At 32.2% G+C, this 23375-nt stretch carries 24 protein-coding genes; 10 read left to right on the top strand and 14 right to left on the bottom strand.

The annotated features are described in order from the left end of the window. Positions 1-73 precede the first annotated feature (73 nt). On the top strand, positions 74-1930 hold the full coding sequence (locus tag ACO05K_RS07060) for a DNA topoisomerase 3 (protein WP_421943741.1): 1857 nt from the start codon (positions 74-76) through the stop codon (positions 1928-1930). On the opposite strand, the gene ACO05K_RS07065 is transcribed toward ACO05K_RS07060, so the two are convergent. From ACO05K_RS07065 to ACO05K_RS07085, 5 genes are all read right to left on the bottom strand, one after another. Continuing rightward, the gene (locus tag ACO05K_RS07065) at positions 1919-2296 is read right to left on the bottom strand and encodes a response regulator (RefSeq protein WP_421943742.1); all 378 of its coding nucleotides are present in this window, start codon (positions 2294-2296) and stop codon (positions 1919-1921) included. The two genes, ACO05K_RS07060 and ACO05K_RS07065, sit on opposite strands and share 12 nt — an antisense overlap. 145 nt (positions 2297-2441) lie before the next feature. Further along, positions 2442-4349, bottom strand: a complete 1908-nt coding sequence (locus ACO05K_RS07070; RefSeq protein WP_421943743.1) for an AAA domain-containing protein — start codon at positions 4347-4349, stop codon at positions 2442-2444. A gap of 36 nt (positions 4350-4385) precedes the next feature. Further along, positions 4386-4769: a DUF3037 domain-containing protein gene (locus tag ACO05K_RS07075; RefSeq protein ID WP_421943744.1), complete on the bottom strand. Its 384-nt coding sequence runs from the start codon at positions 4767-4769 to the stop codon at positions 4386-4388. Beyond that, complete coding sequence (locus tag ACO05K_RS07080) at positions 4747-5538, bottom strand: HipA family kinase (RefSeq protein ID WP_421943745.1); 792 nt, start codon at positions 5536-5538, stop codon at positions 4747-4749. The genes ACO05K_RS07075 and ACO05K_RS07080 overlap by 23 nt, the downstream gene beginning before the upstream one ends. A 96-nt stretch (positions 5539-5634) precedes the next feature. Continuing rightward, a complete protein-coding gene (locus ACO05K_RS07085) occupies positions 5635-5832 on the bottom strand; it encodes a hypothetical protein (protein WP_421943746.1) in 198 nt (65 codons plus the stop codon). A 100-nt stretch (positions 5833-5932) separates the two neighbouring features. Between ACO05K_RS07085 and ACO05K_RS07090 the strand changes: the two genes are divergently transcribed. After that, entirely contained in the window at positions 5933-6313 is a 381-nt protein-coding gene (locus ACO05K_RS07090) for a hypothetical protein (RefSeq protein ID WP_421943747.1), read from the top strand. Between the two features lie 204 nt (positions 6314-6517). Here ACO05K_RS07090 and idi read toward each other — a convergent pair whose 3' ends face one another. Beyond that, positions 6518-7027 (bottom strand): isopentenyl-diphosphate Delta-isomerase, encoded by a 510-nt coding sequence (gene idi / locus ACO05K_RS07095; RefSeq protein ID WP_421943748.1) that lies wholly within the window; start codon positions 7025-7027, stop codon positions 6518-6520. 42 nt (positions 7028-7069) lie between these two features. Then, a complete protein-coding gene (locus ACO05K_RS07100; protein WP_421943749.1) occupies positions 7070-7906 on the bottom strand; it encodes a phytoene/squalene synthase family protein in 837 nt (278 codons plus the stop codon). A gap of 400 nt (positions 7907-8306) precedes the next feature. On the opposite strand from ACO05K_RS07100, the gene ACO05K_RS07105 reads away from it, so the two are divergent. The 3 genes from ACO05K_RS07105 to ACO05K_RS07115 all read left to right on the top strand — a co-directional run bounded on the left by ACO05K_RS07105 (position 8307) and on the right by ACO05K_RS07115 (position 11026). Beyond that, positions 8307-9059: a LytR/AlgR family response regulator transcription factor gene (locus ACO05K_RS07105; protein ID WP_421943750.1), complete on the top strand. Its 753-nt coding sequence runs from the start codon at positions 8307-8309 to the stop codon at positions 9057-9059. Positions 9060-9064: 5 nt separating this feature from the next. Then, a complete protein-coding gene (locus ACO05K_RS07110; RefSeq protein ID WP_421943751.1) occupies positions 9065-10144 on the top strand; it encodes a sensor histidine kinase in 1080 nt (359 codons plus the stop codon). A 153-nt stretch (positions 10145-10297) separates the two neighbouring features. Continuing rightward, positions 10298-11026 (top strand): LytR/AlgR family response regulator transcription factor, encoded by a 729-nt coding sequence (locus tag ACO05K_RS07115; protein WP_421943752.1) that lies wholly within the window; start codon positions 10298-10300, stop codon positions 11024-11026. A gap of 58 nt (positions 11027-11084) precedes the next feature. Here the strand turns inward: ACO05K_RS07115 and ACO05K_RS07120 are convergent, their stop codons facing one another. Continuing rightward, positions 11085-13790: a PQQ-dependent sugar dehydrogenase gene (locus ACO05K_RS07120; RefSeq protein ID WP_421943753.1), complete on the bottom strand. Its 2706-nt coding sequence runs from the start codon at positions 13788-13790 to the stop codon at positions 11085-11087. 158 nt (positions 13791-13948) lie between these two features. Between ACO05K_RS07120 and ACO05K_RS07125 the strand changes: the two genes are divergently transcribed. Continuing rightward, positions 13949-14302, top strand: a complete 354-nt coding sequence (locus tag ACO05K_RS07125) for a hypothetical protein (protein ID WP_421943754.1) — start codon at positions 13949-13951, stop codon at positions 14300-14302. Between the two features lie 4 nt (positions 14303-14306). Here ACO05K_RS07125 and ACO05K_RS07130 read toward each other — a convergent pair whose 3' ends face one another. Next, positions 14307-14585 carry a hypothetical protein gene (locus tag ACO05K_RS07130; protein WP_421943755.1) on the bottom strand — a complete coding sequence of 93 codons (279 nt, stop codon included), beginning with the start codon at positions 14583-14585 and terminating at the stop codon, positions 14307-14309. 442 nt (positions 14586-15027) lie between these two features. Between ACO05K_RS07130 and ACO05K_RS07135 the strand changes: the two genes are divergently transcribed. Continuing rightward, positions 15028-15669 carry a phosphatase PAP2 family protein gene (locus tag ACO05K_RS07135; RefSeq protein ID WP_421943756.1) on the top strand — a complete coding sequence of 214 codons (642 nt, stop codon included), beginning with the start codon at positions 15028-15030 and terminating at the stop codon, positions 15667-15669. Here ACO05K_RS07135 and ACO05K_RS07140 read toward each other — a convergent pair. Then, a complete protein-coding gene (locus ACO05K_RS07140; protein ID WP_421943757.1) occupies positions 15666-16286 on the bottom strand; it encodes a Crp/Fnr family transcriptional regulator in 621 nt (206 codons plus the stop codon). The genes ACO05K_RS07135 and ACO05K_RS07140 overlap by 4 nt on opposite strands. 353 nt (positions 16287-16639) lie before the next feature. On the opposite strand from ACO05K_RS07140, the gene ACO05K_RS07145 reads away from it, so the two are divergent. Then, positions 16640-17161, top strand: coding sequence for an RNA polymerase sigma factor (locus tag ACO05K_RS07145; protein ID WP_421943758.1), 522 nt, complete (start codon positions 16640-16642; stop codon positions 17159-17161). Positions 17162-17165: 4 nt separating this feature from the next. On the opposite strand, the gene ACO05K_RS07150 is transcribed toward ACO05K_RS07145, so the two are convergent. After that, a complete protein-coding gene (locus ACO05K_RS07150) occupies positions 17166-18002 on the bottom strand; it encodes a L,D-transpeptidase family protein (protein WP_421943759.1) in 837 nt (278 codons plus the stop codon). Between the two features lie 108 nt (positions 18003-18110). Between ACO05K_RS07150 and ACO05K_RS07155 the strand changes: the two genes are divergently transcribed. Then, a complete protein-coding gene (locus tag ACO05K_RS07155) occupies positions 18111-18773 on the top strand; it encodes an HAD family hydrolase (protein ID WP_421943760.1) in 663 nt (220 codons plus the stop codon). 236 nt (positions 18774-19009) lie between these two features. Here ACO05K_RS07155 and ACO05K_RS07160 read toward each other — a convergent pair whose 3' ends face one another. From ACO05K_RS07160 to ACO05K_RS07170, 3 genes are all read right to left on the bottom strand, one after another. After that, complete coding sequence (locus ACO05K_RS07160) at positions 19010-19192, bottom strand: hypothetical protein (protein WP_421943761.1); 183 nt, start codon at positions 19190-19192, stop codon at positions 19010-19012. A 252-nt stretch (positions 19193-19444) separates the two neighbouring features. Continuing rightward, complete coding sequence (locus ACO05K_RS07165) at positions 19445-20518, bottom strand: PAS domain-containing sensor histidine kinase (RefSeq protein WP_421943762.1); 1074 nt, start codon at positions 20516-20518, stop codon at positions 19445-19447. Between the two features lie 104 nt (positions 20519-20622). Further along, positions 20623-21030 carry a VOC family protein gene (locus ACO05K_RS07170; protein ID WP_421943763.1) on the bottom strand — a complete coding sequence of 136 codons (408 nt, stop codon included), beginning with the start codon at positions 21028-21030 and terminating at the stop codon, positions 20623-20625. A gap of 215 nt (positions 21031-21245) precedes the next feature. Here ACO05K_RS07170 and ACO05K_RS07175 point away from each other — a divergent pair, with 215 nt between their 5' ends. After that, positions 21246-23300: a beta-L-arabinofuranosidase domain-containing protein gene (locus ACO05K_RS07175; RefSeq protein WP_421943764.1), complete on the top strand. Its 2055-nt coding sequence runs from the start codon at positions 21246-21248 to the stop codon at positions 23298-23300. Positions 23301-23375: the final 75 nt, after the last annotated feature.

Genomic DNA, 23375 nt, shown 5'->3' on the forward strand with positions numbered 1-23375 from the left:
ATTGTGCATAATTTTTTGATTACGGGGAGGATATTTTTAATCATCTTTGAGGTTCAAAATACTAAAGCTTTTAATGAAAATTGTAATTGCAGAAAAACCATCGGTTGGTAGAGAATTGGCTAAAGTTTTCGGCGCAACAACCAGAAAAGATGGATATATTGAAGGGAAAGGTTACTCATTTACCTGGGCTTTTGGGCATTTATTACAATTAGCGCCACCGCAAGATTATGGCTTTATTGGTTGGAGAAAGCAACATTTACCAATGTTGCCAGCTAAATTTAAACTTGCAGTAAGAAAAATTAAAACAAAAGATGGTTTTGTAGAAGATCCTGCTGTAAGAAAGCAATTAGATACCATAAAAAAACTTTTTGATGAAGCATCCGAAATAATTGTTGCTACGGATGCCGGACGCGAAGGGGAATTGATTTTTAGGTACATTTATTATTACCTAAAATGCAAAAAGCCATTTAAGCGCTTATGGATTTCATCGCAAACTGATGAAGCCATAAAAGATGGCTTTAGAAATTTAAAGCCCGGAACGGATTACGATACCTTATTTAATTCTGCTCATTGCCGGTCAGAATCTGATTGGTTAGTAGGTATGAATGCAACGCAGGCTTTAAGTATTTCTGCCGGAAACAGAACAGTGCTTTCACTTGGTCGGGTACAAACGCCTACCCTGGCTATGATTTGTGCCCGTTTTTTAGAAATTAAAAACTTTGTTCCGCAAACGTATTTTCAAATCAGCATTCAGTTAACTAAAGACGAGCAGACTTTTAAAGCCATTTCTACTAGCAATTACAAAGATAAGGCAGAAGCAGAAGCTATATTTAATTTAGTTGAGGATGCACCTTCTGGTTTTGCAAATGGTGGAAACATTACGGCTGTAGAAGCTAAGCCCAGAAAAGAACCACCGCCACTTTTACACGATTTAAGTTCGTTGCAACAAGAAGCAAATAAGAAAAAAGGTTTCACCGCCGACCAAACACTTAATCTCCTTCAAAATTTATACGAAAGTAAGCTGGTCTCCTATCCACGTACTGGAAGTAGATATATCGGTGATGATGTTTTTGCTGGCGTACCGGATTTAATTTCAAAATTTACAAATCATAATGATTTTGGTAAGCAAGCTACCTTTTTACAAACTGTAAGTTTAAATAAACGGAGTGTTAATGCAAAAAAAGTAACCGACCACCATGCAATATTGCCAACTGGCGAAGAAGCATATGGTTTAAGTGCCGACAAGCAAGCCATTTATGATATGGTTGTTGGAAGAATGATTGAGGCTTTCCATCAGGAATGTTTAAAGGAAATCACGAAAATCACCATACAATCCGGAACCACTTTTTTAGCCAATGGAACAGTAATACGTTCTGCTGGGTGGCGCTCTGTTTTTAACGAAACCGAAGACGATAAAAAGGACGAAGATAATGCAGCACTACCAAAGGTTTCTATTGGCGAAGCATTGCCAATTATTGAAAAAGCATTGTTAGAAAAGCAGACAAAGCCTAAGGCGATGTACAACGAAGCTTCTTTATTAAAAGCTTTAGAAACATCGGGTAAAGAAATTGAAGATGAAGAACTTAGGTATGCAATGAAAGATAGCGGATTGGGAACTCCGGCCACAAGAGCATCAATAATTGAAACCTTAATAACCAGAGAATATATCAGCAGAGAAAAGCGAAATTTAGTACCAACTAATAAAGGTTTAGCAGTTTACGAAGTAGTTAAAGATAAACGCATTGCACAAGCAGAGCTTACAGGTCAGTGGGAAAAAAGATTGGAAGAAATTCGTTCAGGCGCATCTGTAAAAGACTTTAAAGAGGAAATACAAGAATATACCAAAACCATTACAACAGAACTTTTAATAGCCGGAGCTTCAATTTCTGGAAAAATAGAAGAACAAGAAGTTGAAAGTTTAGCCAAATAGCTCACTTATTATTTCTTTGGTTGAAACATTCATATGTTCATCCTTTTGGATAAATCCAAAAGCTCCTGCAGCCTTGTATTCAGCCTCTAAAGTTTTTTTATCGTTACCTGTAAACATTACAACATGCAAATCAGGGTATACTTTTTTTAATTCGATTACCGTATTTGGACTGCTATCGCCGTTTGGCATGTTGATGTCTAATAATAAAAGATCGAATTTTTCTTCCTTCAATTTTTCGTAAGTGTCCTGAAGATTTTCAGTTTCAGAAATATAGCAATTGACAAGTAGTTTTTTAAAAAAACCACGCATAACCAATCGCATTAACTCAGTATCGTCAGCTATTAAGATTTTAACATTTTCCCTCATTTTAAACTAGGTATGATGGTTCACTCATAAAAAAAACATCACATAAGGGTTAGCAAAAATGCTTTTGCCGAATAATAAAACTTAGTACCAGCATGGGATGATATTCAAAAATAACAATTTTATTTACTTACAAAATAAATTTTTATTAAACCGAGATAAATTCCCAGGCACTGTGGTAAGCATTTAAATTTTCAGCGTATTTTATAAAATTATTATAGAAAGAAAATCTCGATAATGTACTTCCATCGCCAATAACAACAAGCTTTTTTCTTGCTCTGGTCATAGCAACATTCATCCTCCTAATATCGGATAAAAAGCCAACAACACCTTCTGTATTACTTCTGGTAAGGCTTATGTAAATAACATCTCTTTCCTGACCTTGAAAACTATCAATTGTATTAACCGATATTTTCTTAGCATTTTCAACCAAAACCTCATTTTCTTGCATCAACTCCTTTAGCAGATAAACTTGCTGCTTGTAAGGAGAAATAATACCGAATGTTGGCAAATTTACATTTGTTGATTTTAGCCTTTCTATTAATGATGTTAAATGATTTAAAACAAAAACAGCTTCATCTGGATTCGTTGTACTCGTTCCATCGGCTTTTTCATCAAAACTACAGCCCGATGTATCAATAAACATTAATGGCGGTTCATCTTCTGTAATTTGCTGATTTGCAACAGAAAAGTGAGCTTTAAGTTTATCCTCATAAAAAATCTTTGAAGAATACCCCATAATCTGTGTATTCATTCTATATTGTTCCTGCAAGAGTACAACAGATTCTTCATTTAAGCCAACTGATTTTTCGAGCAATGTTTTGCTTAATCCCTTTTCAGCCGCCTCGTTTGATTTTATTGTTGGCGATAGTTGAAAATGATCTCCCGCTAGAATAAGTTTATCGGCTTTTAATATTGGAATCCAGCAAGCAGGTTCTAAAGCTTGTCCGGCTTCATCAATAAAAACAGTACCATACTTTAAATTTTTAACGGTGTAATGGTTTGAGCCAACTAATGTTGCTGTAATAATATCAGCATTAGCAAAAATATTTTCGATGATATACTTTTCAGAGTTTTCTATTTCTCTGCCAATTTTATGTGCTTCATCAAATAAAGCTTTTCGTTGCTCTCGCTCTGCCCTACCAAAACTGCGCTTATACTTGTGCGCCATGTTTTTATATTCTGCAGCCTGTTTTTTTAAAGCTTTAATGCTTTTTGTTTCAGCATGAGCTGCCATTTTATAATCGAGTGTGGCATGCAATAAGTGCTCTGAAACCCTTGCCGGATTTCCAACTCGAACAACATTTAAACCGTTTTCAGCTAATTTTTCGGTTAATAAATCTACTGCAGTATTACTTGGTGCAACAACCAAAATCTTTTGCTTTTCTAATTTACTTACGGCTTTAATTGCTTCAACGAGAGTAGTTGTTTTTCCTGTTCCCGGCGGACCATGAACTATGGCAAGCTCATTAGCAGATAAAATTTTATTAACTGCATCTATTTGAGATTGATTTAGTTTTTCAGAATTAAAATCAGAATCTAAAGTCTTGAATGTTGGATTTTTATCTCCAATTAAAATTTTAATGAGATTGTTTTTACTATCGTCTTCTACTATTGAACCAGCTGTTTTCAAAGCATTACGCATCTCATCGTAACTATTATTATCAAACAATAAATCTACACCGAGTTTCCCATCTTTTGTCCAATCAGGTAATTCATCCAGCTTTAAGCTGATTTTCATCTTATCTCTGCTTAAATGGCTAATAATGCCTTCGATTCTATCTTCTTTAGTATTATGATTTGAAAACATTACCACTGATGAACCAAAACGAAACTGCTGAGATAAATCCTTGTGCGTAGTTCGTTCAATTTCAATATTTAGGTATTCTCCTCTCCCAATTTCAGTATTGCGAATTGCAATTGGATACCAGGTTAAACCCAAATTTCTTCTATCAGCAGCAGAAGTATTTTCTGTAAGTTTTAGATAAACTTCATGATCTGCTTTTTGCTCTATTTGAAGCAATTCAAGCTGTTCTGTAAAATATTTTTTAAGCAATTTTATTTTTATTGAAGATTAAGAGAAATGGATTACTTAAAGTACCAATTGCTCATGAAGTTTAATTAGTGTTTCCTCAGCATCTGCACAAAAACCTGGATGTACTTTTGAGCATTGCACAATTGTACTTCTTGTAGCCGTTAACCAACGAAATCTCGAAGCTATATCATAAGCACCAATTGTTCCAGAGCCTTCACTTCCTGAACTTATACGCTGCAAGGCTAAAAGATTTTCTTGAATTTCTTGAATATCAGTTTCTGGTGTAAATGTTTTCAATTTTTCTTCATCAATCGTGAAGATGCTTTTTAAGAATTTTTGCTTAGCACAATATAAAATGATACCGACATTCAGAAACTCTTCGCGTTCTACCCTTGGCATAACCCGAATAACGGCATACTCAAATAAGAATTTCTCTTGCATGCTGTGCTTCTTTTAAAAATACATCCGAATGTGCTAACCTAATCTCTAAAAACTTAGCATAAGCTTGCCTGTGTTCGTCTTTGGTTTCAAAAACATTATCTCCTTCTAACCATTCATCAGGAATAAGCGAAACAATTTTTTGAAAATGCTCTGGTTTTAATATCGATTTAAATTCTGTATCTACTTCCTCTAGTTTTTCTGCCCAGGGAAGTAAAACATGATCTTTAATAAGCACGAAAGGCTTTTTGGCTTGTTCTTCCCAATTTTGCCATGAATGATGAAAATATAAAGATGCACCGTGATCTATTAACCATAACTCTTTATGCCATAACAACATATTGGTATTACGGCAAGTTCTATCCATATTAGTTAAAAGAGAATCTAACCAAACAATTTGCGATGATAATTTGGCATTAACCTTAGTAACTGTTGGGTCGAAGGTTATTGCTCCAGAAAGATAATGTAAAGCCAAATTTAAGCCTACACTAGCTTTTAATAAATCCTGTATTTCTTCATCAGGTTCAGTACGTCCAAAGGCTTCATCTAAATTAGCGAAAACTAATTCAGGTATTTTAAAGCCCAAAATCCTGGCAATTTCACCGCCGATTAATTCAGCAATTAAAGCTCTTGGGCCTTGTCCGGCGCCTTTAAATTTAAGGACGTACAAAAATTCATCATCCGCTTCTGCAATAGCCGGCATGGAGCCACCTTCTCGCAAAGGCGTAACGTATCGGGTTACATTAACGGTTCTTAAGTTAATATCATTCATAATTGAAATACTAATCTATATTGATAGATTTAGCAACCTTCAAATTTAAAAGAATTAAACTAAAAACGGGTTAATGTTAAGGATGATGACAGGAGTTTAAGAATTTCTGTAATTATGAAGAAAATCTGAGCCAGCATTTGTAATATTAGCCGACCATTGCACAGCTTCCCTATTTATATGAATGTAACCTAAAGATTCCAATTCTTCATATTGCTCATCCATGCCTCCAAGAATTGATGAACTAACTTGTTGTTCGATAACCTCAAGTAGAGATTTTATTTCTGCTCTTTCCATTATTAAAACATTTTGATAATAAACATTTGATAATCAATAATGTTTAAGCAAACATTTACCATAACCTTTAGGTTACTATTGCTTATAGTATTTTCTATTTATGGAAACTCATATTTATCATTTATTTGTTTTAGCTATACCAGTTGCTTGCATAGCCTGGACAGTTACAAAAGAAGAAATTTTCAGAGAAGCAAGAGAGTTTTGTGTTAACCAATCTCAAAGCTGTGACAAACTTTACAAGAGAAAGTTTTTTTACGTTTTTACCTGCGAGTATTGTTTTAGTCACTATGTTACAATAATTCTTCTAGCTATAACAAAATATACTTTATTGTATGATGACTGGCGTGGCTACTTAATTTCTGGTTTTTCTATAATCTGGATAGCTAACGTTTATATGAGTTTGTATAATCTGATTAGAATCGACTTGAAAAAGGAGAAAATTAGAGCCGCAAAAGAAGAGTCGGAATTGAATGAAAAATAGCTCATTGCTTCTTTTTTAAGCAAAAAGTAATTTTAGCATTTCAGCAACAACATCAGGCTTGAGTAATAAAAATAAAAAAAATGTAAAGATAATTGTTAAAAAATTAGAAAATATCATAACTAACTCTATCTTTGTCCTCGAGAGCGTTAATTTAGATGCGGGTATACGACGAAAGTTGTATGCCCGTTTTTTATTTTTAAGACTTTAGATAGCCTCTATAACCTTATCAAGGCAGATTTTTAACCAGGTTGTATATGCTGTTGGATTATTTTTTATTTCGTTTTGAAGGTCTTTCAAATTCACATAGCGAAAATTCTCAACTTCAGTTTTGTTAATGTTTGGAAGTTCATCAGATGCTCCGAAAAAAACGTGGTCAAGTTCATGTTCAATTAAGCCATCTTCAAATTCGCTTTTATAAATAAAATTGAAACCGTAGCGTAAATCGCATTCCATTCCCATCTCCTCTTTTAGTCTTCTTTTGGCAGCATCCAAATTACTTTCGCCCCAACGCGGATGGCTACAGCAGGTATTTGTCCAAAGTCCTGAAGAGTGGTATTTATCTTTAGCACGTTGCTGAAGCAATAATTCGTTTTTCGAATTAAATATAAAAACAGAAAAAGCCCTATGAAGAAGCCCTTTTTCATGAGCTTCTATTTTTTCCATTTTACCTTTCGGTAAATCATATGTATCAACAAGTATAACTTGTTCTTCCATTAAATTAGGTGTTTTTTAATTACTGCAAAGATAAGGTTAATATTAAATTGCATTTAGTTGATGACGGATTACACAATCGAACATCAATCCAATTTTACGGGGATTTGATATTCTTATCCTTTCCGTTAAAATTCTTTCGGCTGTTAAACCTTTAATTTTTGAGAAAAGTTTTCTGTAATATATATAAGATAAATAAACGCCTATTCGTGAAGATTTTGGCAACATTTTAATTCCAGCTAAGGCTTCATCAAATTCAACTTCAATTTCTCTTTCAATTTCCTGTTTTTGGTTATCGCCAAAAGCAGCTAAATTAACATTCGGGAAGTAAGTTCTGTTTAAGCCTTTATGGTCGTCTTTTAAATCACGTAAAAAATTCACCTTTTGAAAAACAGAACCAAGTTTCATTGCATAAGGCTTCAATTGTTCATACTCATCATTATCTCCATTCGTAAAAACCTTTAAACACATTAAACCAACTACCTCAGCTGAGCCTAAAATGTATTCTTTATAAAGTTCTGGTGTGTAGACCTTTTCTTGCAAATCCATTTTCATGCTGTTCAGAAACAGTACAATTAATTCCTTATCAATGCCATATTGATTTACAACCTTTTGAAAAGAATTTAAAACCGGATTTAAGCTTATACCAAGTTCAATGGCTTCGAAAGTATCTGCAGAAAATTTATCAAGCAAAAAACTTTTATCGTAATTATGAAAGCTGTCTACAATTTCATCAGCTAAACGAACAAAGCCATAAATACCATAAATTGGCATCCGCAGTTTGCTGTTTAAAAAATAAATGCCAAAAGAAAAACTTGTGCTATAACTACGGGTAGTAAGCTTGCTACACTTTGCCGAAACCTGGTCGAATATTAATTTCATATAGAGGAGAATTTATGTGTAGATAAGCTATTTGAAATACATTATTTTTTCACAAAAATTCTTTAAGTCAATTTCCGATAAAAATATCACTTTATTTTCTATTGTAGGTTTTAAATAATTCTAAAATATTGTTTCGATTTACATCAACCAACATTCCAATTAATCTTAACCAATAACTTTAAAATTGGTTTTCCAATTTGAATTAAACTTTTAAAAAATCTTTGTAGAAATTGATTTTTATCAAAAATTGAAGTAAAAGTTTGCATCATTTCAATAAATGTAGGTCATTTAATTCTACACCAACAGAAGTTTATCCTTTACTGAAATATATTTTTACGCTACGAATGGATTATTTTTTATTTTTAGTTTAGGATAAGCTAATTTGCAACTGTTTATGCCGATGCCAAATATTAAATTAAAATGTATTGTTGTTGAAGATGATATTCTCTCAGTTGAAGGAATAAAAACATACATAAAATCGTTGAATAATCTACAATTAGTAGAAGTTTACACAGACCCGTTGAAAGCACTTAACGAAATTACTGCTGGTCCAGATGTAGATATTATATTTATGGATGTTGATATGCCCCTTATTTCTGGCATAGAATTATCTAAATCTATTAGACACAAAACAGATAAGCTTATTTTTACAACTTCTCATAGCAAATATGCTTACGAAGCTTTTGAAATGCTAGCTAGTGCATATCTATTAAAGCCTTATACATTTGCTCGTTTTGCCGAAACGATTTCCCGAATTTATCCAACTACAACTGCTGTTCCAACTACAATTAACCAGCAAGCTGATCAGGATTACTTTTTTATCAGAAATAAGAATGACAACAATAACCTGATAAAGGTTAGATATAATTCTATTATCGCAGTTGAGAGTTTACAAAACTATGTTCGAATATATACCCCGGATGAAAACATTGTAGCTTACATTGGCCTTTCTGAAATAAAATTGATTTTAAAAGAGAAGCCTAACTTTTTGCAGGCGCATAGGTCTTTTATAATCTCAAGAAATCATATCGAAAAATTAGAAGGCTACACTTTAAAAATGACGAATAATCTGCAGGTGAATTTAGGTAATAATTACCGCGACGAAATATTGGCTTATATTAAAGAAAAGACAATTAAAACAGGTAGATCTTAAAATTAATGCCAGATAATTCGCTCTCTAAAAATCCATTCTTGTGGAAGTGGTTTGTTTCAAATAAATATCATTTTATTTTTTGGACTGTATTTATATTTTACGAAATCGTTATTGTTGGGTTGTACGCAGGGCAATTTGGAGAACCTGGAAGGTATATATTTCATTACATGATTAATATTGGAATATTTTATTGCCATGCCAATTTGGTTTTAAAGTATGGCTTAGAAAATTTGAAATCGGCCATATGGAAAGTACCACTTTATTTAATTTTAGAAACAATTGCATTTTTATTAGTTATGTATATTGCCTACAATTACGTAAACAGATACACCCATATTATTACAATTAAGGAAGTAGAAATAAACAGAACCTTTTTCTTGGGAGGTTTAATTAGAGCACTTTATTTTATTGTATTTGGTACAGCCTACTATTTCCTGGTTACATTTTTTAAAGAGCGAAAAAAAACAGAAAATCTGGAACAACAAAAGCTGCACAACATCATTCAGTTAGCTAAATCAGAAAATGCGTTTTTGAGGGCACAAATACATCCTCACTTATTATTTAATACTTTAGATTTCATTTATCAAAACGCAAAAGATAATTCGCCGGTTGCAGCAGAAACAATTGTGGCATTATCCGAAATGATGAGGTATGCCGCAGATAGTAATTATAAAGATGAATTTGTACTTCTTGGAGATGAAATTGAGCAGGCAGAAAATTTAATTAATCTGCACCAACTAAGAAATGGGCATACTTTGCAAATAAGATTTTGGTATGATGATGAAGTTAAAACGGAACAAATTATACCAATGGTTTTAACCACTTTAGTCGAAAATATATTCAAACATGGTGATTTATCTAAATTAGAACAACCCGCCGAAATATCAATAATTAAAACTGAAAACAGCTTAGAACTCAAAACCAAAAATTTAATAAAACCAGAATTTCAACAAGGTAAACGCTCCGGAACGGGAATGGATAATATTACCAAACGTTTGAGTTACACTTATGGTTTAAACGCAAACATTAAAAGCTACATTGATGATAATGAACACTTTAATGTTGATGTTGCCATAAAAAAATAGAAAACTTAAAAAGATAATTCATAAATTAGCCCCAACGTTATTTAATTTTTACATGAAGGGGCATAAATTTTATACAATCTTATTTTTTACAAAAGATTAAATAATTGTAATAAAAAACTTAATTTAAATTAAAATCTCTTAAACCTCTTATATATGCCGATTAATTGTATTGCGATAGATGACGATCCGAATTCATTAGAAAACCTTAATTCTTATTTGGCTAAAATTCCAGATTTACAACTTGTAAAAAGCTTTACAGACCCTTTACAAGCATTAACAGATATTTCTTCGGCAGATACGGTTGACATTATTTTTATGGATATTGAAATGCCTGCACTATCAGGAATTGAGCTTGCCAAATTACTTAGAAAAAAAACTAAACATTTAATTTTTACTACAGCACATTCAAAATATGCATTAGATGCTTTTAACGTAGCAGCTGATGGGTATTTGCTTAAACCATATTCATTAATTCATTTCTCAGAGGCAATTAATAACCTTTATCCTAACGAAAACCCACTTAATGATGAATTACTTGAAGAATCTTTTTCTGTACAGTTAAGAGAAAATACTTCTGAAGCTGTTGAAATTGTTTTTAACGAACTTGTTCTTTTCGAGCAAATAAATGAAATGGTTTATTTTAGAACAACTAGCGGAAATTACATGAGCTTTAAATTAAATTTTAATAAAATTGTAGAGTTACTACGTAAACATCCGGCCTTTATACAAGTTAATTCATCGGCTATAATATCTAAATTACATGTTAAAAGCTTTTTGGGCGATCAGATTGTTTTAACCGGTGGTTTATCAACTTCGTTAGCCTCAAAATATAAAGAATCATTTGTTCTATTTGTGAAGCAAAACCTTATGCAGCAAAATTAATTAGTGTTTCAATAAATAAATAAAAAAGGCTTTGAAAATTATTCAAAGCCTTTTTTTATTACTTCGCATTTAACATTATCGACTTAACATCAAGTTTGCCTTTCTTTTCACTCTGTGATTTAAATAGTATAAAAACGTTGTGGAAATTTCCATCAATTACTGCAGTTATTGGAAAAATACCTTTTCCAAATGTAGATTTTGAAAGAAGTTTTCCGTTTTCATTATCAAGTCTTATCTCTATTTCATAATCTTCATTGGTATCAACAGCATTTTTCGATATTTGAAACGAAAGAACATCAGTTAAATCAATAGTTCTTAACTTAATCCATCCCTCTGGCTTAGCCAAAGTCAAACTGCCATCATCATTGCGGTTAAAACCACTAAGTTCATTTAAATCATTACTGCTGATAATATTGCTTTTCAAGTTAAAAGTATTGATAGTACTTAAGGGTCTTATACCTTTTGCACCTAAATCGGCATAACTTGCTTTTAAAGTTAAAACTGACTTATTTTTATTAATAGTTTTCGGTGGTGTTATTGTTCCCTTGTTTGGTAAAGATGCAGGCGTATTATTCTTTGCCGAAAGACTCATAACCCATTCTACAATTTGCTTAACCTCACTTTCTTTCATCGATGCATGAGCAGGCATTGGAACCTCGCCCCAAACTCCAGAACTTCCTTTTATAACTTTGGATGCAAGATATTCTATAGCTTTTGGGTCTTTTTGATATTTGGTGGAAATCTTATTAAATGCTGGTCCGATTGATGTTTCTGAAACTTTATGGCAAGTGCTGCAATCAGATTTCATCATCAGCGATTTTCCAATCATAGTTTGAGCAACTTGTTGGTGGCCAAGCTGTGCACCAGCTAAATCGGTTCCTTCGGTATAACTACTCGAAATAAAGATTCTGTCTTTATTTACCGTTGTGTTTTTATCAGATACCAAAACTTGATAATTAACTGCCTTTTCAGGAAAATAGAAAGATTTATTTCCTGCGATTACAATATCAACCTTTGGATGCTCATTGCCTGCAAAAACGGGAATTGTTTTACTTTTTGTACTTGCATTAGCATTATCTACAACAGAAACACTAATTGCGTATTCGCCTGCTTTAGTATATGTATGTGCAATTTGAGGAACTGTTGTAGTTTTTTTTAAGCCATTTCCAAGATTCCATATGTAAGTTAATTTACCTCCGTCTGCATCACGTGCATCAACTTTTGCAATCATTTTGTACGGTAATAAGCCGCTAGGTTTTTCAATTTCTAATGCATTAATAACAGGTGGTCTGTTGCCTTTTAAATAATCAACTCTGGCAATTCCAGCATCCGGATTTTTTGAAAACCAACCTTTACCATATTCTAACACATAAATTTTCCCATCAGGGCCTTGTTCCATATCTATCGGTGCCGCGAAAGATAAATTAGACATAATCGGCTCCATGCTTAAATAATCTCCGGCAGAATTCATAGTTACTGCCTTAACCCAACCTCTAACCCATTCGTAAATTATTAATTTTCCATTATAATAAGTTGGGTAAGCTGAATTGGCTTGGGTATATAACACAGGACCTGTCATTGCAGTCCTTCCACCAGAACCAACTTGTGGAAACTCTTTTGATTCTCCATAAGGATACCAAATAAATGCAGGCTGAGCTGGTGGTAAATTTGTTAAACCAGTATTATTTGGCGAGTTGTTTACCGGCTTTGCGGCATCAAAAGCTTCTCCGTTTTTACCATTAGTAAAATCGAATGCTTTGTAAGGATAATTATTCCCTATGAATAGTGGCCAACCAAAATTACCTGCCTTTCTCGCTTGGTTTACTTCATCATAACCTCTAGGTCCTCTTAACTCATCATCATTATTAGCATCCGGACCAACTTCTCCCCAATACAAATAACCATTTTTTTGGTCAACTGATATTCTGTAAGGATTTCTATTTCCCATTACAAAAATCTCAGGTCTGCCTTTATCAGTTTTTGAAAATAAATTTCCTTCTGGGATGCTATAACTTCCATTTTCATTTACTTTAATTCTTAAAATTTTGCCTCGCAAATCATTGGTATTCCCGGCAGATCTTCTTGCATCGTATTGATGCAATCCTTCTCTATTATCTAAAGGCGCATATCCTTTGTTAACAAATTTTTGATTTGGTACATCAAATGGTGTCGAATTATCTCCCGTAGAGATGTACAATAATCCATCTGGTCCGAATGCCAATGATCCACCTGTATGACAGCAAATTTCACGTTGAGAATAAAATTCTAAAATCACTTTTTCTGATGACATGCTTAAAACATCATTTACCATTTTAAATCTTGATAAACGGTTTACAGAACTCCCCATCGGACTATAAAATAGATATACATATTTATTTATGGCATATTTCGGGTCGATGGTTAAACCCAATAAACCTTCTTCAGCGTTCACATCAGATAATCCTGTTTTAAAATAAACATCGAGCTTTGCAATTTGAGTAACTTTTTTTGTTTGGCTTTTATACAGCATTAACTCACCCCTTCTTTGCGCCACAAGAATATCCAAATTTGGCAAAACGGCCATTTCTGTAGGCTCGGTAAATTGACCTTGAACCAAATTAACTTTTACAAATCTATCTTGGTCTGGAGTATCAATCCTTAAGATACTTTCATTTTTTAGTTTTGTTCCATTCGATTTTTTGATAAATGAATTTGTAAAAAGTGTTGGTAAAGCGAGAAATGTTATTGCGATACCGGAGATAGCAATAGTAGTTAAGGATTTCATTAAATATGCTTGTTAATTATATTTCTTAAATATAAATTAATGTTTTATAAAGTATGAAAATGATTTAGATAATAAGGTAAAATTATTGTTCAACAAAAATGAAACAATGAAAACAGCGTTGTATCTTTGTTAAACAGATCATCCTTAAGTAAACTCTTATGAAAAAGCTACTAACTTTATTACTATTAACATCTTTAAGTTATTTGGCGAAAAGCCAAACATTAATTTTAGCTAAAGATGCTGCACAATATGTAGGGAAAACGGTTACAATCTGCGATTCTGTTTACAGTACCAAAGCCTTAGATAAAATTAGTTTAATAAATTTAGGTGGAGCTTACCCAAATGAGCTGCTTACCCTTGCTATAAACAAAGATGATATTTCTAAATTCTCTTCAGAACCTGCAAGTATGTACCTTGGTAATAATATCTGTGTTACCGGAATTATCAGCGAGTTTAAAGGCAAATTTCAAATTGTAGTAACAGAACCAAAACAGATTGTAGTGAAACAGTAATTCTTTAATTGAAAACAGAATCTGCCAATAAAACACCTTTCTCGCCGCTGCTTGTTTCTATTGTATGGATGTGTTTGTACGAGTTCGAAAAATCATCGTAAGCTCTTTTAACGGCATTTACTGTCACGTCTTTAACCGGATATCTTCTATTGGTTTGCATACACAATAAAACGGTTTCTCCTATTAAAAGGAAATCGCAATCGTATCCTTTATCATGTAATTCAATAACCTTTTTTGTAAGAGAGTCATTCATTTCGAGCTTTACTTTGCGTTGATCAATCATAATTATCAATGTTTTAGGTATGCGTAAATGAGCGCCTTCTAAACTAGAACGGAATAGTTTATCTTATTTATATACAACAGCTTATATTAATTGTTTTAAATATGGTTTTTTGAATTATAAAATTTAATTTATAGAGGCATAAATAAATTATTTATGCTCATGTTTTCGAGAAATTGTTGAGAATTTTAGGTAGATGCGGGTTTTGAAAGTTGCTTTTACAGTCGACAAAGAGGTAGCTGTGCCGACTGTTTAAGCTTAGATTTCCTATAATCTATTCGAAGATTAATAAACAATGCCACAAAACAAAGTAGCTTATACCAACAGTTTAAAATCCTTGATAGAAAGGATTTTTTACATTATAAACATTGATAAATAAGATTCTTGATACATGGAATTGCTTTGTAAATAAATTTATAGTTTTGAAACTTCTTATTTATCTACTATGCCTAAAAACCAAAAACTTGTTTTAATATTACTTTCTATACTAACAATTAGCTTCATAATTTTAAGTTTCTTTATAGCCAAACATCCAATTTTACCATTTGATTTGAATGTTTCATTGGTAGTACAGCAATACCAGGCGGTGTGGTTAGATAAAACAATGCTTGCAATAAGTTTTTTTGGAGAATTACCTTGGTCGCTTCTATCTGTTTTAGTTGTTGCAGCTATATTTTATATTAAAAAGTACAAACGAGAAAGTTATTTTATTGCACTAACACTATTTTCGGGTTTAATTATTTTAGGTGTTAAAAATGTAATTAACAGACCGCGACCAACAAGCTTTTATGTTCGATTGGTAGAAGTTAACCGTTTTCAAAGCTACCCAAGTGGTCATGTTTTATCTTATGTACTTTTCTTTGGATTTTTGATTGTTTTAATGCAAAACCTTAAAACTATTCCTAAAAGTTTAAGAAGATTTGTTACTTATTTATCTGTTTTCCTAATTGTTATGATTGCACCATCAAGAATTTACCTTGGTGCACATTGGTTTACAGATACCCTTGGTGGTTTTATGCTTGGCTTAATCTGCTTATTTCCGCTATGTTATTTCTATTTTAAGAAAAGTCCGACGCAGGTAAATTAGGTATTAATTTTAGCCCTAATTCTTGATAAGGTTTCTAATCTCATACCTAAAAATGATGCAATAAACTTTAACGGAACACGATCTACCAAATCAGGGTATGATTTTAGGAAGCGTTTATACCTTCGTTCTGAAGATTGCAACCTGCATAAATAACCACGTTCAAATGCAGCAGCATAATATAACTCGGTCATTTTTCTTCCTACATAGTTTGCAATAGGAAATTGCTCATAGAGTTTTTTAGACATTAAGTGCGGTATTGCAATTGCTATTATAGGTTCTATTGCCTGAATATATTCTTCAGTAGATTCATCCTCCCATAAGTTTCTTATTGTTCCAGCAAGTTCGTTTTCTTTAGAAATCCAAGTCGTTATTTCTTTATTTCCATGCTTCATATAGCCACGAACTGTACCTTGTAGAATTAAAAAAATATACTTATTTCTATGTAATGGAGAGGATATAAATTTGTTCTTTTTAAACACGACAGGAAAAGTTTCATTATTAATGATTTCCTCAATTTCTTTATTTAAAGGATGAAATTCTTTAAAAATTGTTATCAACGGAGAAAAACCATTGAATTGCAACCATTTATTGTCTATGTTAATTTTTTCGGGATTCATAATGCAATACTCTATCTCTTATTTCCATCAAAGCTGTGGTATTCATAAACATTGTAACTAAGAAAATCACAAAACTCCCTAATCGAAAAAGAAACTGACTGCAAAATTATCCAAATAATACAATATTGTGGTTTAATAAATGATTTTTGTTATTGTTTTAATTCTTAAGCGTATGGTTTAACTACTAAAAAACCTGAGTATAAATACGCAATAAATAACTGGTCGGCTTTTTGAAATGGCTGTTAGACTAATATTACTAGCTTTTTAGGCTTAATGTGAATTCAGACCAAAATAAATAATTTTATATGGTATATATTTTGCAACCATGTTATCAAATCCTAAAACTGAATATTATGACAACACTTGAGTTTAACCACGTTATTAATGCTCACGCAGTTTCTTTAAGGTTACATGCATTAAAATTTACCAATGATGTTGAAGATGCTAACGATTTAGTGCAAGAAACTTTACTAAAAGCAATAAGGTTTTATAAAAATTTTCAGGAAGGAACTAATATTAAAGGCTGGTTATTTGTGATTATGCGCAATACATTCATCAATAATTACAGAAGAATTTCGAAAACAAGAACACTTATAACACAAACTGATGAGATTTCATCATCGAGTTTAATGCATAGCTCGACAAAAAATGACGCAGTTGGAAAATTTGTTGTTGGCGATATACACAAAGCATTAGCTTCTCTTCCAGAAGCTTACCATACTCCATTTATAAAATATTTTGAAGGTTATAAATATCACGAAATTGCAGATATGCTTCAAATTCCATTGGGAACTGTAAAAACCAGAATATTTGTTGCAAGAGAAATGTTGAAGAAATACCTTAAAACATATTCAAAAGAAATAGCGGGAGAATAACCCGCTATTTTCTTATCTCTATTTTAGTTCCATCTAACACGTGGTTAAAAAGCGAATCCATTTCTGGATTTGTTAATGCAATACAACCATTTGTCCAATCTTTAGCATTTTTACGGTTTAAACTGGTTCCATGTATCAAAATTCCCGAACCAGGCTTCATTCCCTTCTTTTCAGCTCTTTCTTTATCGGCTAAATCTGGATACGAAATCATGAAACTCTTATAAAATTTATCGGGTCTATTATATTTAACATCAAGGTGGTAAATCCCTTCAGGTGTTTTACGGTCGCCTTCATATTCTTTATTTCCAACAGGTTTGCCGCCTAAATTGATGTCGAATTCTAATAAATTAACACCTTTTCTTTTTACATACATTTTGCGTTGATGCTTTATTACTAATATGTAGTCTGCCATATTTAAGCGATTGGCAATATTTAAAAATTTTTGTTTATAGGTTGATGAAGAATCCGGATTTCTGTATGTAAAATATCTATCAGCACGAGCAATTGCAAAATCGTCTCTTTGTAATGAATCTAAAGCTGCTTTCGTAAACCTTTGAAGTCTCCAAATGCCTTCTTCTAAATAAATAGTAGCTTCACCATTAAAAACAGGTTTAATATATTGGTGAAATTGTAAAGGTGTGTTGTTTGCATCTTTTACAATTATTGTTGTATCTAAATTAGGTGGCAAATGATAAATTAAACTATCCTCCCACTGAATACCATAATTTATATAGTTGCCCTGATTATCAATTCTATTTGTTTTGCTTTTTTTTTTGTTATAATACCACATAACAATTCCAATAACGATTAACAAAGGAAAAATTAAACTTAAGTATCTCATATTAATATAATTATATGATGTATTGAATATTACAACTAATTTAATAGTTAAAATTTAAATTAAGAGGATTTATGTATTTTTTTATCTTTAGCACTTAATTCTTTAAAAATGATTTTTACTCCAAAAGCTTTTCTTTTCGATTTAAATGGCACCATGATAGATGATATGGAATACCATAACAAAGCATGGCATACAATTTTAAATGATGATTTGAATGCGAATATTTCATACGCTGATGTGAAGCTACAGATGTATGGCAAAAACGATGAACTTCTGCAACGCGTATTTGGCAAAGGTTATTTTACCCAACAGCAAATGGATGATATCTCCATAAAAAAAGAGAAAATTTATCAACAAGATTACTTACAGGATTTGAGACTTATTGATGGATTAACTGAACTTTTAAATAGAGCAAAATCTATAAGTTTACCAATGGCTATCGGTTCTGCAGCAATACCTTTTAACATTGATTTTGTATTAGATGGTTTAAACATCCGTGATTATATTGGAGCGATTGTTAGTGCAAACGATGTTGCAGAGAGTAAACCTCATCCGGAAACATTTTTAAAATGTGCTGAATTATTAAATGTTAAACCCGAAGATTGTCTTGTTTTTGAAGATGCTCCAAAAGGTGTAGAAGCTGCGCTAAATGCAGGCATGAAATGTATCGTTTTAAGCACTGCACACCAAGCTGAAGATTTTGATAAATACCCAAATGTTTTAAAAGTGGTTAAAGACTACAATGACCCTTATTTCGAGAATTTAATTTAAGAAAGTAACAGATTTTTTATGGCTTATGAGTTATTAACATTTTTTAGCGTTTGTTCATAATTATTTTATAAAATGAAACCATTCATTCGCTAACTTGTTATCAACAAATAAGCAGAAAATAAGTCCTGTGAGCGGGATATCCGTGTAGGGCAGGCACCTCATAACAACAAAACAAATTGAACCACAAAAAGAAAAAGCCTCGAAATTTTCGAGGCTTTTTCTTTGCTAAAACTATGCTATCTCATCACAAAAATTGTCCTATCGTTTTTCAACTTATAAAAATATTTCTTTCTGCCTTTCGAAAGTATAATTTGTATTTTTTCTACTAATCCAAATTTGCCATGCTTATAGCAAATCTGATCTCCTTCCTGAATATTATCCAGTTGTTGTGAAGGTGTGTTTTGATTGACTTCTATCATGATATTTTAGATTTTAAATATCAAAATCGCAGCATATGATTAATCAGAAGTGTTTTTAAGGAAAAAAATTGCAGGCTACATTAACATAACCTGCAATCCTCTAAATTAATCATTGCTTCCAATCCTGATAAGCTTTATATGATTAACCACAAATTAGATAAAATGTTATTACTTTATCCTGTATGAATAAAGTGAATAAACATTTCCATTTTTAAATGAATAAAACACATTTAAAAATGAATAAATGATTGACTATTTAGGGATTTCAATAAAGAATTTCGTTCCAACATTTTCTATACTTTCCATCCATATTTTACCGCCATGAAGGTTTACGATAACTTTTGCAATAGCCATGCCCAAGCCCCAAGAATCTTCTCCTTTTAAACCATCTCGCATAGCGATACTAAATCTATCAAAAATATAAGGTTGTAAATGTTTTGGAATCCCAATACCATCATCACTTACACTTATAAGTACACTCTCTTCTTTTTCTTCGATATCAATTGCTATTGCCCCGTTAACTTCTGTAAACTTTATCGAATTTGATATTAAATTATTGATAACCTGCATCAACTTCATACTATCTATAGAAGCGTATATTTTCTCTGAATCACAAGTAAATTGAAACCTTCTGAACAAATTTGATTCAGCTATTTTATAAAAGCCAAGCACATCTTTAATTTCGTGAACAATATCTGCCCGTTCCTTTCTAATTTCTATTTCAGAAGAACTTAAAAATTCGTGGTTTATTAAATTTCTGATAAGTAGAATGTTTCGCTCGCACATATCTTTTATAAAAGTTAACGAATTCAGAATTCTGTCTTGACCTTCAAAAAGTCTGTCTTTTAATAAATCAGATACAGCAAGACTTATCATAGCCATTGGTTCTTTTAAATCGTGCGAAACAATCTCAAGTGTTGTGTTTTTTCGGGCATTAATTTTTTCGATGTGAAAGTTATTGTGTTTAGCTACACTTACATCTTCCACGATACCAGTTATTAAAGTAAGCTTTTCGCCATTTTTAAAAGGATAAGCACTAACTCGTAAGTATTTAGTCGTTTGTTCAGCATCAATAATCCTGAACTCATATTTTCGATTTACAGAATCTTCAGAACATTCTCTGTAAAACTCTAAAACAAGTTCTTTGTCTTCCGGATGGATAAAATCCATCAATCTAATTGGTGCATCTTTTACGGCGATGGCATTAGTTCCAAAAATAGGTTCAAAGGCTGGGCCTATATATTCAAATTGTTTTGTTTCGAAGTTTAAAATAAAGTAAATATCTCTTGAAGTATTACCAATCTGGCAAAATATATCGTTTTGCATTTTTAAATTTTATAAATAATTTAGTTGTGCTCAAATTAATCATTACAATTAATGCTTTCCTTAAAACAGGTATTTGTTTTAAATAATAGGTATTTCTACCATTACTAATCTTTTGCATCATTTACCTCTAACCAATGGTTATCCAAATCTTTAAAATAAATTTGCTTAACACCGTCTACACGTAAGTTTATTGCACCAACTTTACCTGCCCAATCTTCAAATTTTATACCTTTTGCATTGAGTTTTTTAATAAAATCATCAATTGATGGCACACTAAAGCATAAGTGGTTATTCTTATTGAAGGTTGCTTTACTATCATCGCCTTGAATAATGTGTAAGTGACCAGCTGCTCCTAAACTAAACCAGGTATGTTTACCATCTTTAAAAGGCTCAGGAATTACAGGCAAATTAAATAGACTTTCATAAAAATCGCTAGCTGGTTTTAGTTCAGCTACATAAATTGCGATATGATTTAGTACAGCCGGAGTTTGCTTCTTTTCGATTTGTGCCATTGATTTTTGAATTATAAGGAAGAAAGTCAATATTAATATTATTCTTTTAGAAATGTTCATAGGGATTTTTGGTTAGTGAACAAAGTGATGAAAATTACAGATTTAATTTAAATTATTTCTTGAAAGTTCATCATGTAACATTTATAAATAATTTATCCATTTACTTAAATAAAAAATTAATTTTATTTCAATTAACCGTTAACTAAATCGATTTTATGAGCCACAAATCTTTCCTAGCCACTGCACTAATTTTTGGTATTTTAAATAGCTTTAATGTACAAGCACAGAGCTTAAAGGCAACTGTTGTTTCCAATACAAACAATAACCTTGATAACAGTTTTTATCAGAATAATAGAGCTCCATTATTAAAAAATCATTTTATTAAACTACCAATTGGTAGTATTAAACCAGGCGGCTGGCTTAAAAACGCCTTAAATCTCCAAAAAAATGGATTAACCGGAAACTTAGGAGAAATTAGCATCTGGTTATCAAAAGAAGACAATGCCTGGTTGCATAAAGATGGTAAAGGAAAATATGGATGGGAAGAACTTCCATATTGGTTAAAGGGCTATGCAAATATTGGTTATATGCTTAACGATTCTAAAATGATTTCGGAGGCAAAATTCTGGCTTAATGCTGCTATCGAAAACCAAAGAGAAAATGGAGATTTTGGTCCGCTGGTGGAGAAAGGAGAAGGCAAAAGAGATTTATGGACAAATATGCCAATGCTTTGGTGTTTACAATCTTATTACGAGTATAGCGGAGATAAACGAGTAATTGCCATGATGACAAAATATTTCAAATGGCAATTATCAATTCCAGATGATAAACTATTAGAAGATTATTGGGAAAAAAGCCGTGGAGGTGATAATATTATAAGCATTTATTGGCTTTACAATCATACTGGAGATAAATTCTTACTCGATTTAGCTACTAAAATTGATAAAAACACATCAGATTGGAAACAAACTAACAATTTACCGAATTGGCATAATGTTAATATTGCACAATGCTTCCGCGAACCTGCAACTTACTATCTACTAAGCCACAACAAATCAGATTTAGATGCAAGTTATAGCAATCAAAAACTGATAAGAGAAATTTATGGTCACGTTCCGGGTGGAATGTTTGGTGGCGATGAAAACTCAAGAAAAGGTTATGACGACCCACGACAGGCTGTTGAAACTTGCGGCTTGGTTGAACAAATGACATCAGACCAAATGATGCTTTCGATGACAGGTGATACATACTGGGCTGAAAATTGTGAAGATGTTGCTTTTAATACTTTCTCAGCAGCTTTTACGCCAGATTATAAAGCCTTAAGGTATTTAACTGCTCCAAATATGGCTATTAGCGATGCAAAAAACCATCACCCGGGCATTGATAACACAGGGCCGTTTTTAATGATGAATCCATTCAGTAGTCGTTGTTGCCAGCATAACCATGCGGCAGGTTGGGTTTATTATGCAGAAAACATTTGGATGGCTACCCCAGATAATGGAATTGCTGCCCAGTTATATGCAGAATCTTCAGTAAATGTTAAAGTTGGAAACGGTAGTAATGTTACCCTTAATCAAACAACGAAATATCCTTTTGAAGATATGATTAATCTGGATATTGTGACAACAAAATCAGTTTCATTTCCATTGTATTTACGTATTCCGGCTTGGTGTAAAAACCCGCTAGTTAAAGTAAATGGAAAAACTGTTAATATAGATGCTAAAAGTGGCTCATACATTAAACTAGAAAATTTATGGAAAAACGGAGATAAAATAACCTTGCAATTGCCTATGGATTTGAAATTACGTGAGTGGGAGAAAAATAAAAACAGTGTGAGTGTAAATTATGGTCCGCTTACTTATTCTTTGAAAATTGATGAAGAATATATCCAAAAAGACAGTAAAGAAACTGCTATCGGAGATTCTAGATGGCAGAAAGGTGCTGATCCTCAAAAATGGCCATCATTTGAAATTCATCCAAAAACAGATTGGAATTATGGGTTGGTAATCGATAAATCAAACCTCGAAAAATCATTTTCAGTAGTTAAAAAACAATGGCCAAAAGACAATAACCCATTCACAAATAGTAATACACCTATTGAAATTAAAGCCAAAGGCAAACAAATTCCAGAATGGAAAATAGATCAATATGGTTTAGTTGATATTTTACCAAAAAGTCCTTTAAAAAGTAACGAAGTTGAAAAAGAATTAACACTTGTACCAATGGGTGGCGCAAGATTAAGGATTTCGGCTTTTCCAGTCGTAAATTAGTAGTTGGGTACAAAAATCATTAAAACAATACTAATCATTTGTCACGTTGAGCTTGTCGAAACGCTGAAAATAATA

The organism is Pedobacter sp. (assembly GCF_965227205.1).
Taxonomy (GTDB): domain Bacteria; phylum Bacteroidota; class Bacteroidia; order Sphingobacteriales; family Sphingobacteriaceae; genus Pedobacter.

Coding starts and splice junctions, on each gene's coding strand:
- ACO05K_RS07135 (WP_421943756.1), top strand. CDS start 15,028: ATGCCTAAAAACCAAAAACTTGTTTTAATATTACTTTCTATACTAACA.
- ACO05K_RS07125 (WP_421943754.1), top strand. CDS start 13,949: ATGAAAAAGCTACTAACTTTATTACTATTAACATCTTTAAGTTATTTG.
- ACO05K_RS07155 (WP_421943760.1), top strand. CDS start 18,111: ATGATTTTTACTCCAAAAGCTTTTCTTTTCGATTTAAATGGCACCATG.
- ACO05K_RS07100 (WP_421943749.1), bottom strand. CDS start 7,906: ATGAAATTAATATTCGACCAGGTTTCGGCAAAGTGTAGCAAGCTTACT.
- ACO05K_RS07165 (WP_421943762.1), bottom strand. CDS start 20,518: ATGCAAAACGATATATTTTGCCAGATTGGTAATACTTCAAGAGATATT.
- ACO05K_RS07160 (WP_421943761.1), bottom strand. CDS start 19,192: ATGATAGAAGTCAATCAAAACACACCTTCACAACAACTGGATAATATT.
- ACO05K_RS07175 (WP_421943764.1), top strand. CDS start 21,246: ATGAGCCACAAATCTTTCCTAGCCACTGCACTAATTTTTGGTATTTTA.
- ACO05K_RS07105 (WP_421943750.1), top strand. CDS start 8,307: ATGCCAAATATTAAATTAAAATGTATTGTTGTTGAAGATGATATTCTC.
- ACO05K_RS07130 (WP_421943755.1), bottom strand. CDS start 14,585: ATGATTGATCAACGCAAAGTAAAGCTCGAAATGAATGACTCTCTTACA.
- idi (WP_421943748.1), bottom strand. CDS start 7,027: ATGGAAGAACAAGTTATACTTGTTGATACATATGATTTACCGAAAGGT.
- ACO05K_RS07115 (WP_421943752.1), top strand. CDS start 10,298: ATGCCGATTAATTGTATTGCGATAGATGACGATCCGAATTCATTAGAA.
- ACO05K_RS07150 (WP_421943759.1), bottom strand. CDS start 18,002: ATGAGATACTTAAGTTTAATTTTTCCTTTGTTAATCGTTATTGGAATT.
- ACO05K_RS07080 (WP_421943745.1), bottom strand. CDS start 5,538: ATGAATGATATTAACTTAAGAACCGTTAATGTAACCCGATACGTTACG.
- ACO05K_RS07170 (WP_421943763.1), bottom strand. CDS start 21,030: ATGGCACAAATCGAAAAGAAGCAAACTCCGGCTGTACTAAATCATATC.
- ACO05K_RS07075 (WP_421943744.1), bottom strand. CDS start 4,769: ATGCAAGAGAAATTCTTATTTGAGTATGCCGTTATTCGGGTTATGCCA.
- ACO05K_RS07120 (WP_421943753.1), bottom strand. CDS start 13,790: ATGAAATCCTTAACTACTATTGCTATCTCCGGTATCGCAATAACATTT.
- ACO05K_RS07065 (WP_421943742.1), bottom strand. CDS start 2,296: ATGAGGGAAAATGTTAAAATCTTAATAGCTGACGATACTGAGTTAATG.
- ACO05K_RS07060 (WP_421943741.1), top strand. CDS start 74: ATGAAAATTGTAATTGCAGAAAAACCATCGGTTGGTAGAGAATTGGCT.
- ACO05K_RS07090 (WP_421943747.1), top strand. CDS start 5,933: ATGGAAACTCATATTTATCATTTATTTGTTTTAGCTATACCAGTTGCT.
- ACO05K_RS07145 (WP_421943758.1), top strand. CDS start 16,640: ATGACAACACTTGAGTTTAACCACGTTATTAATGCTCACGCAGTTTCT.
- ACO05K_RS07110 (WP_421943751.1), top strand. CDS start 9,065: ATGCCAGATAATTCGCTCTCTAAAAATCCATTCTTGTGGAAGTGGTTT.
- ACO05K_RS07140 (WP_421943757.1), bottom strand. CDS start 16,286: ATGAATCCCGAAAAAATTAACATAGACAATAAATGGTTGCAATTCAAT.
- ACO05K_RS07085 (WP_421943746.1), bottom strand. CDS start 5,832: ATGGAAAGAGCAGAAATAAAATCTCTACTTGAGGTTATCGAACAACAA.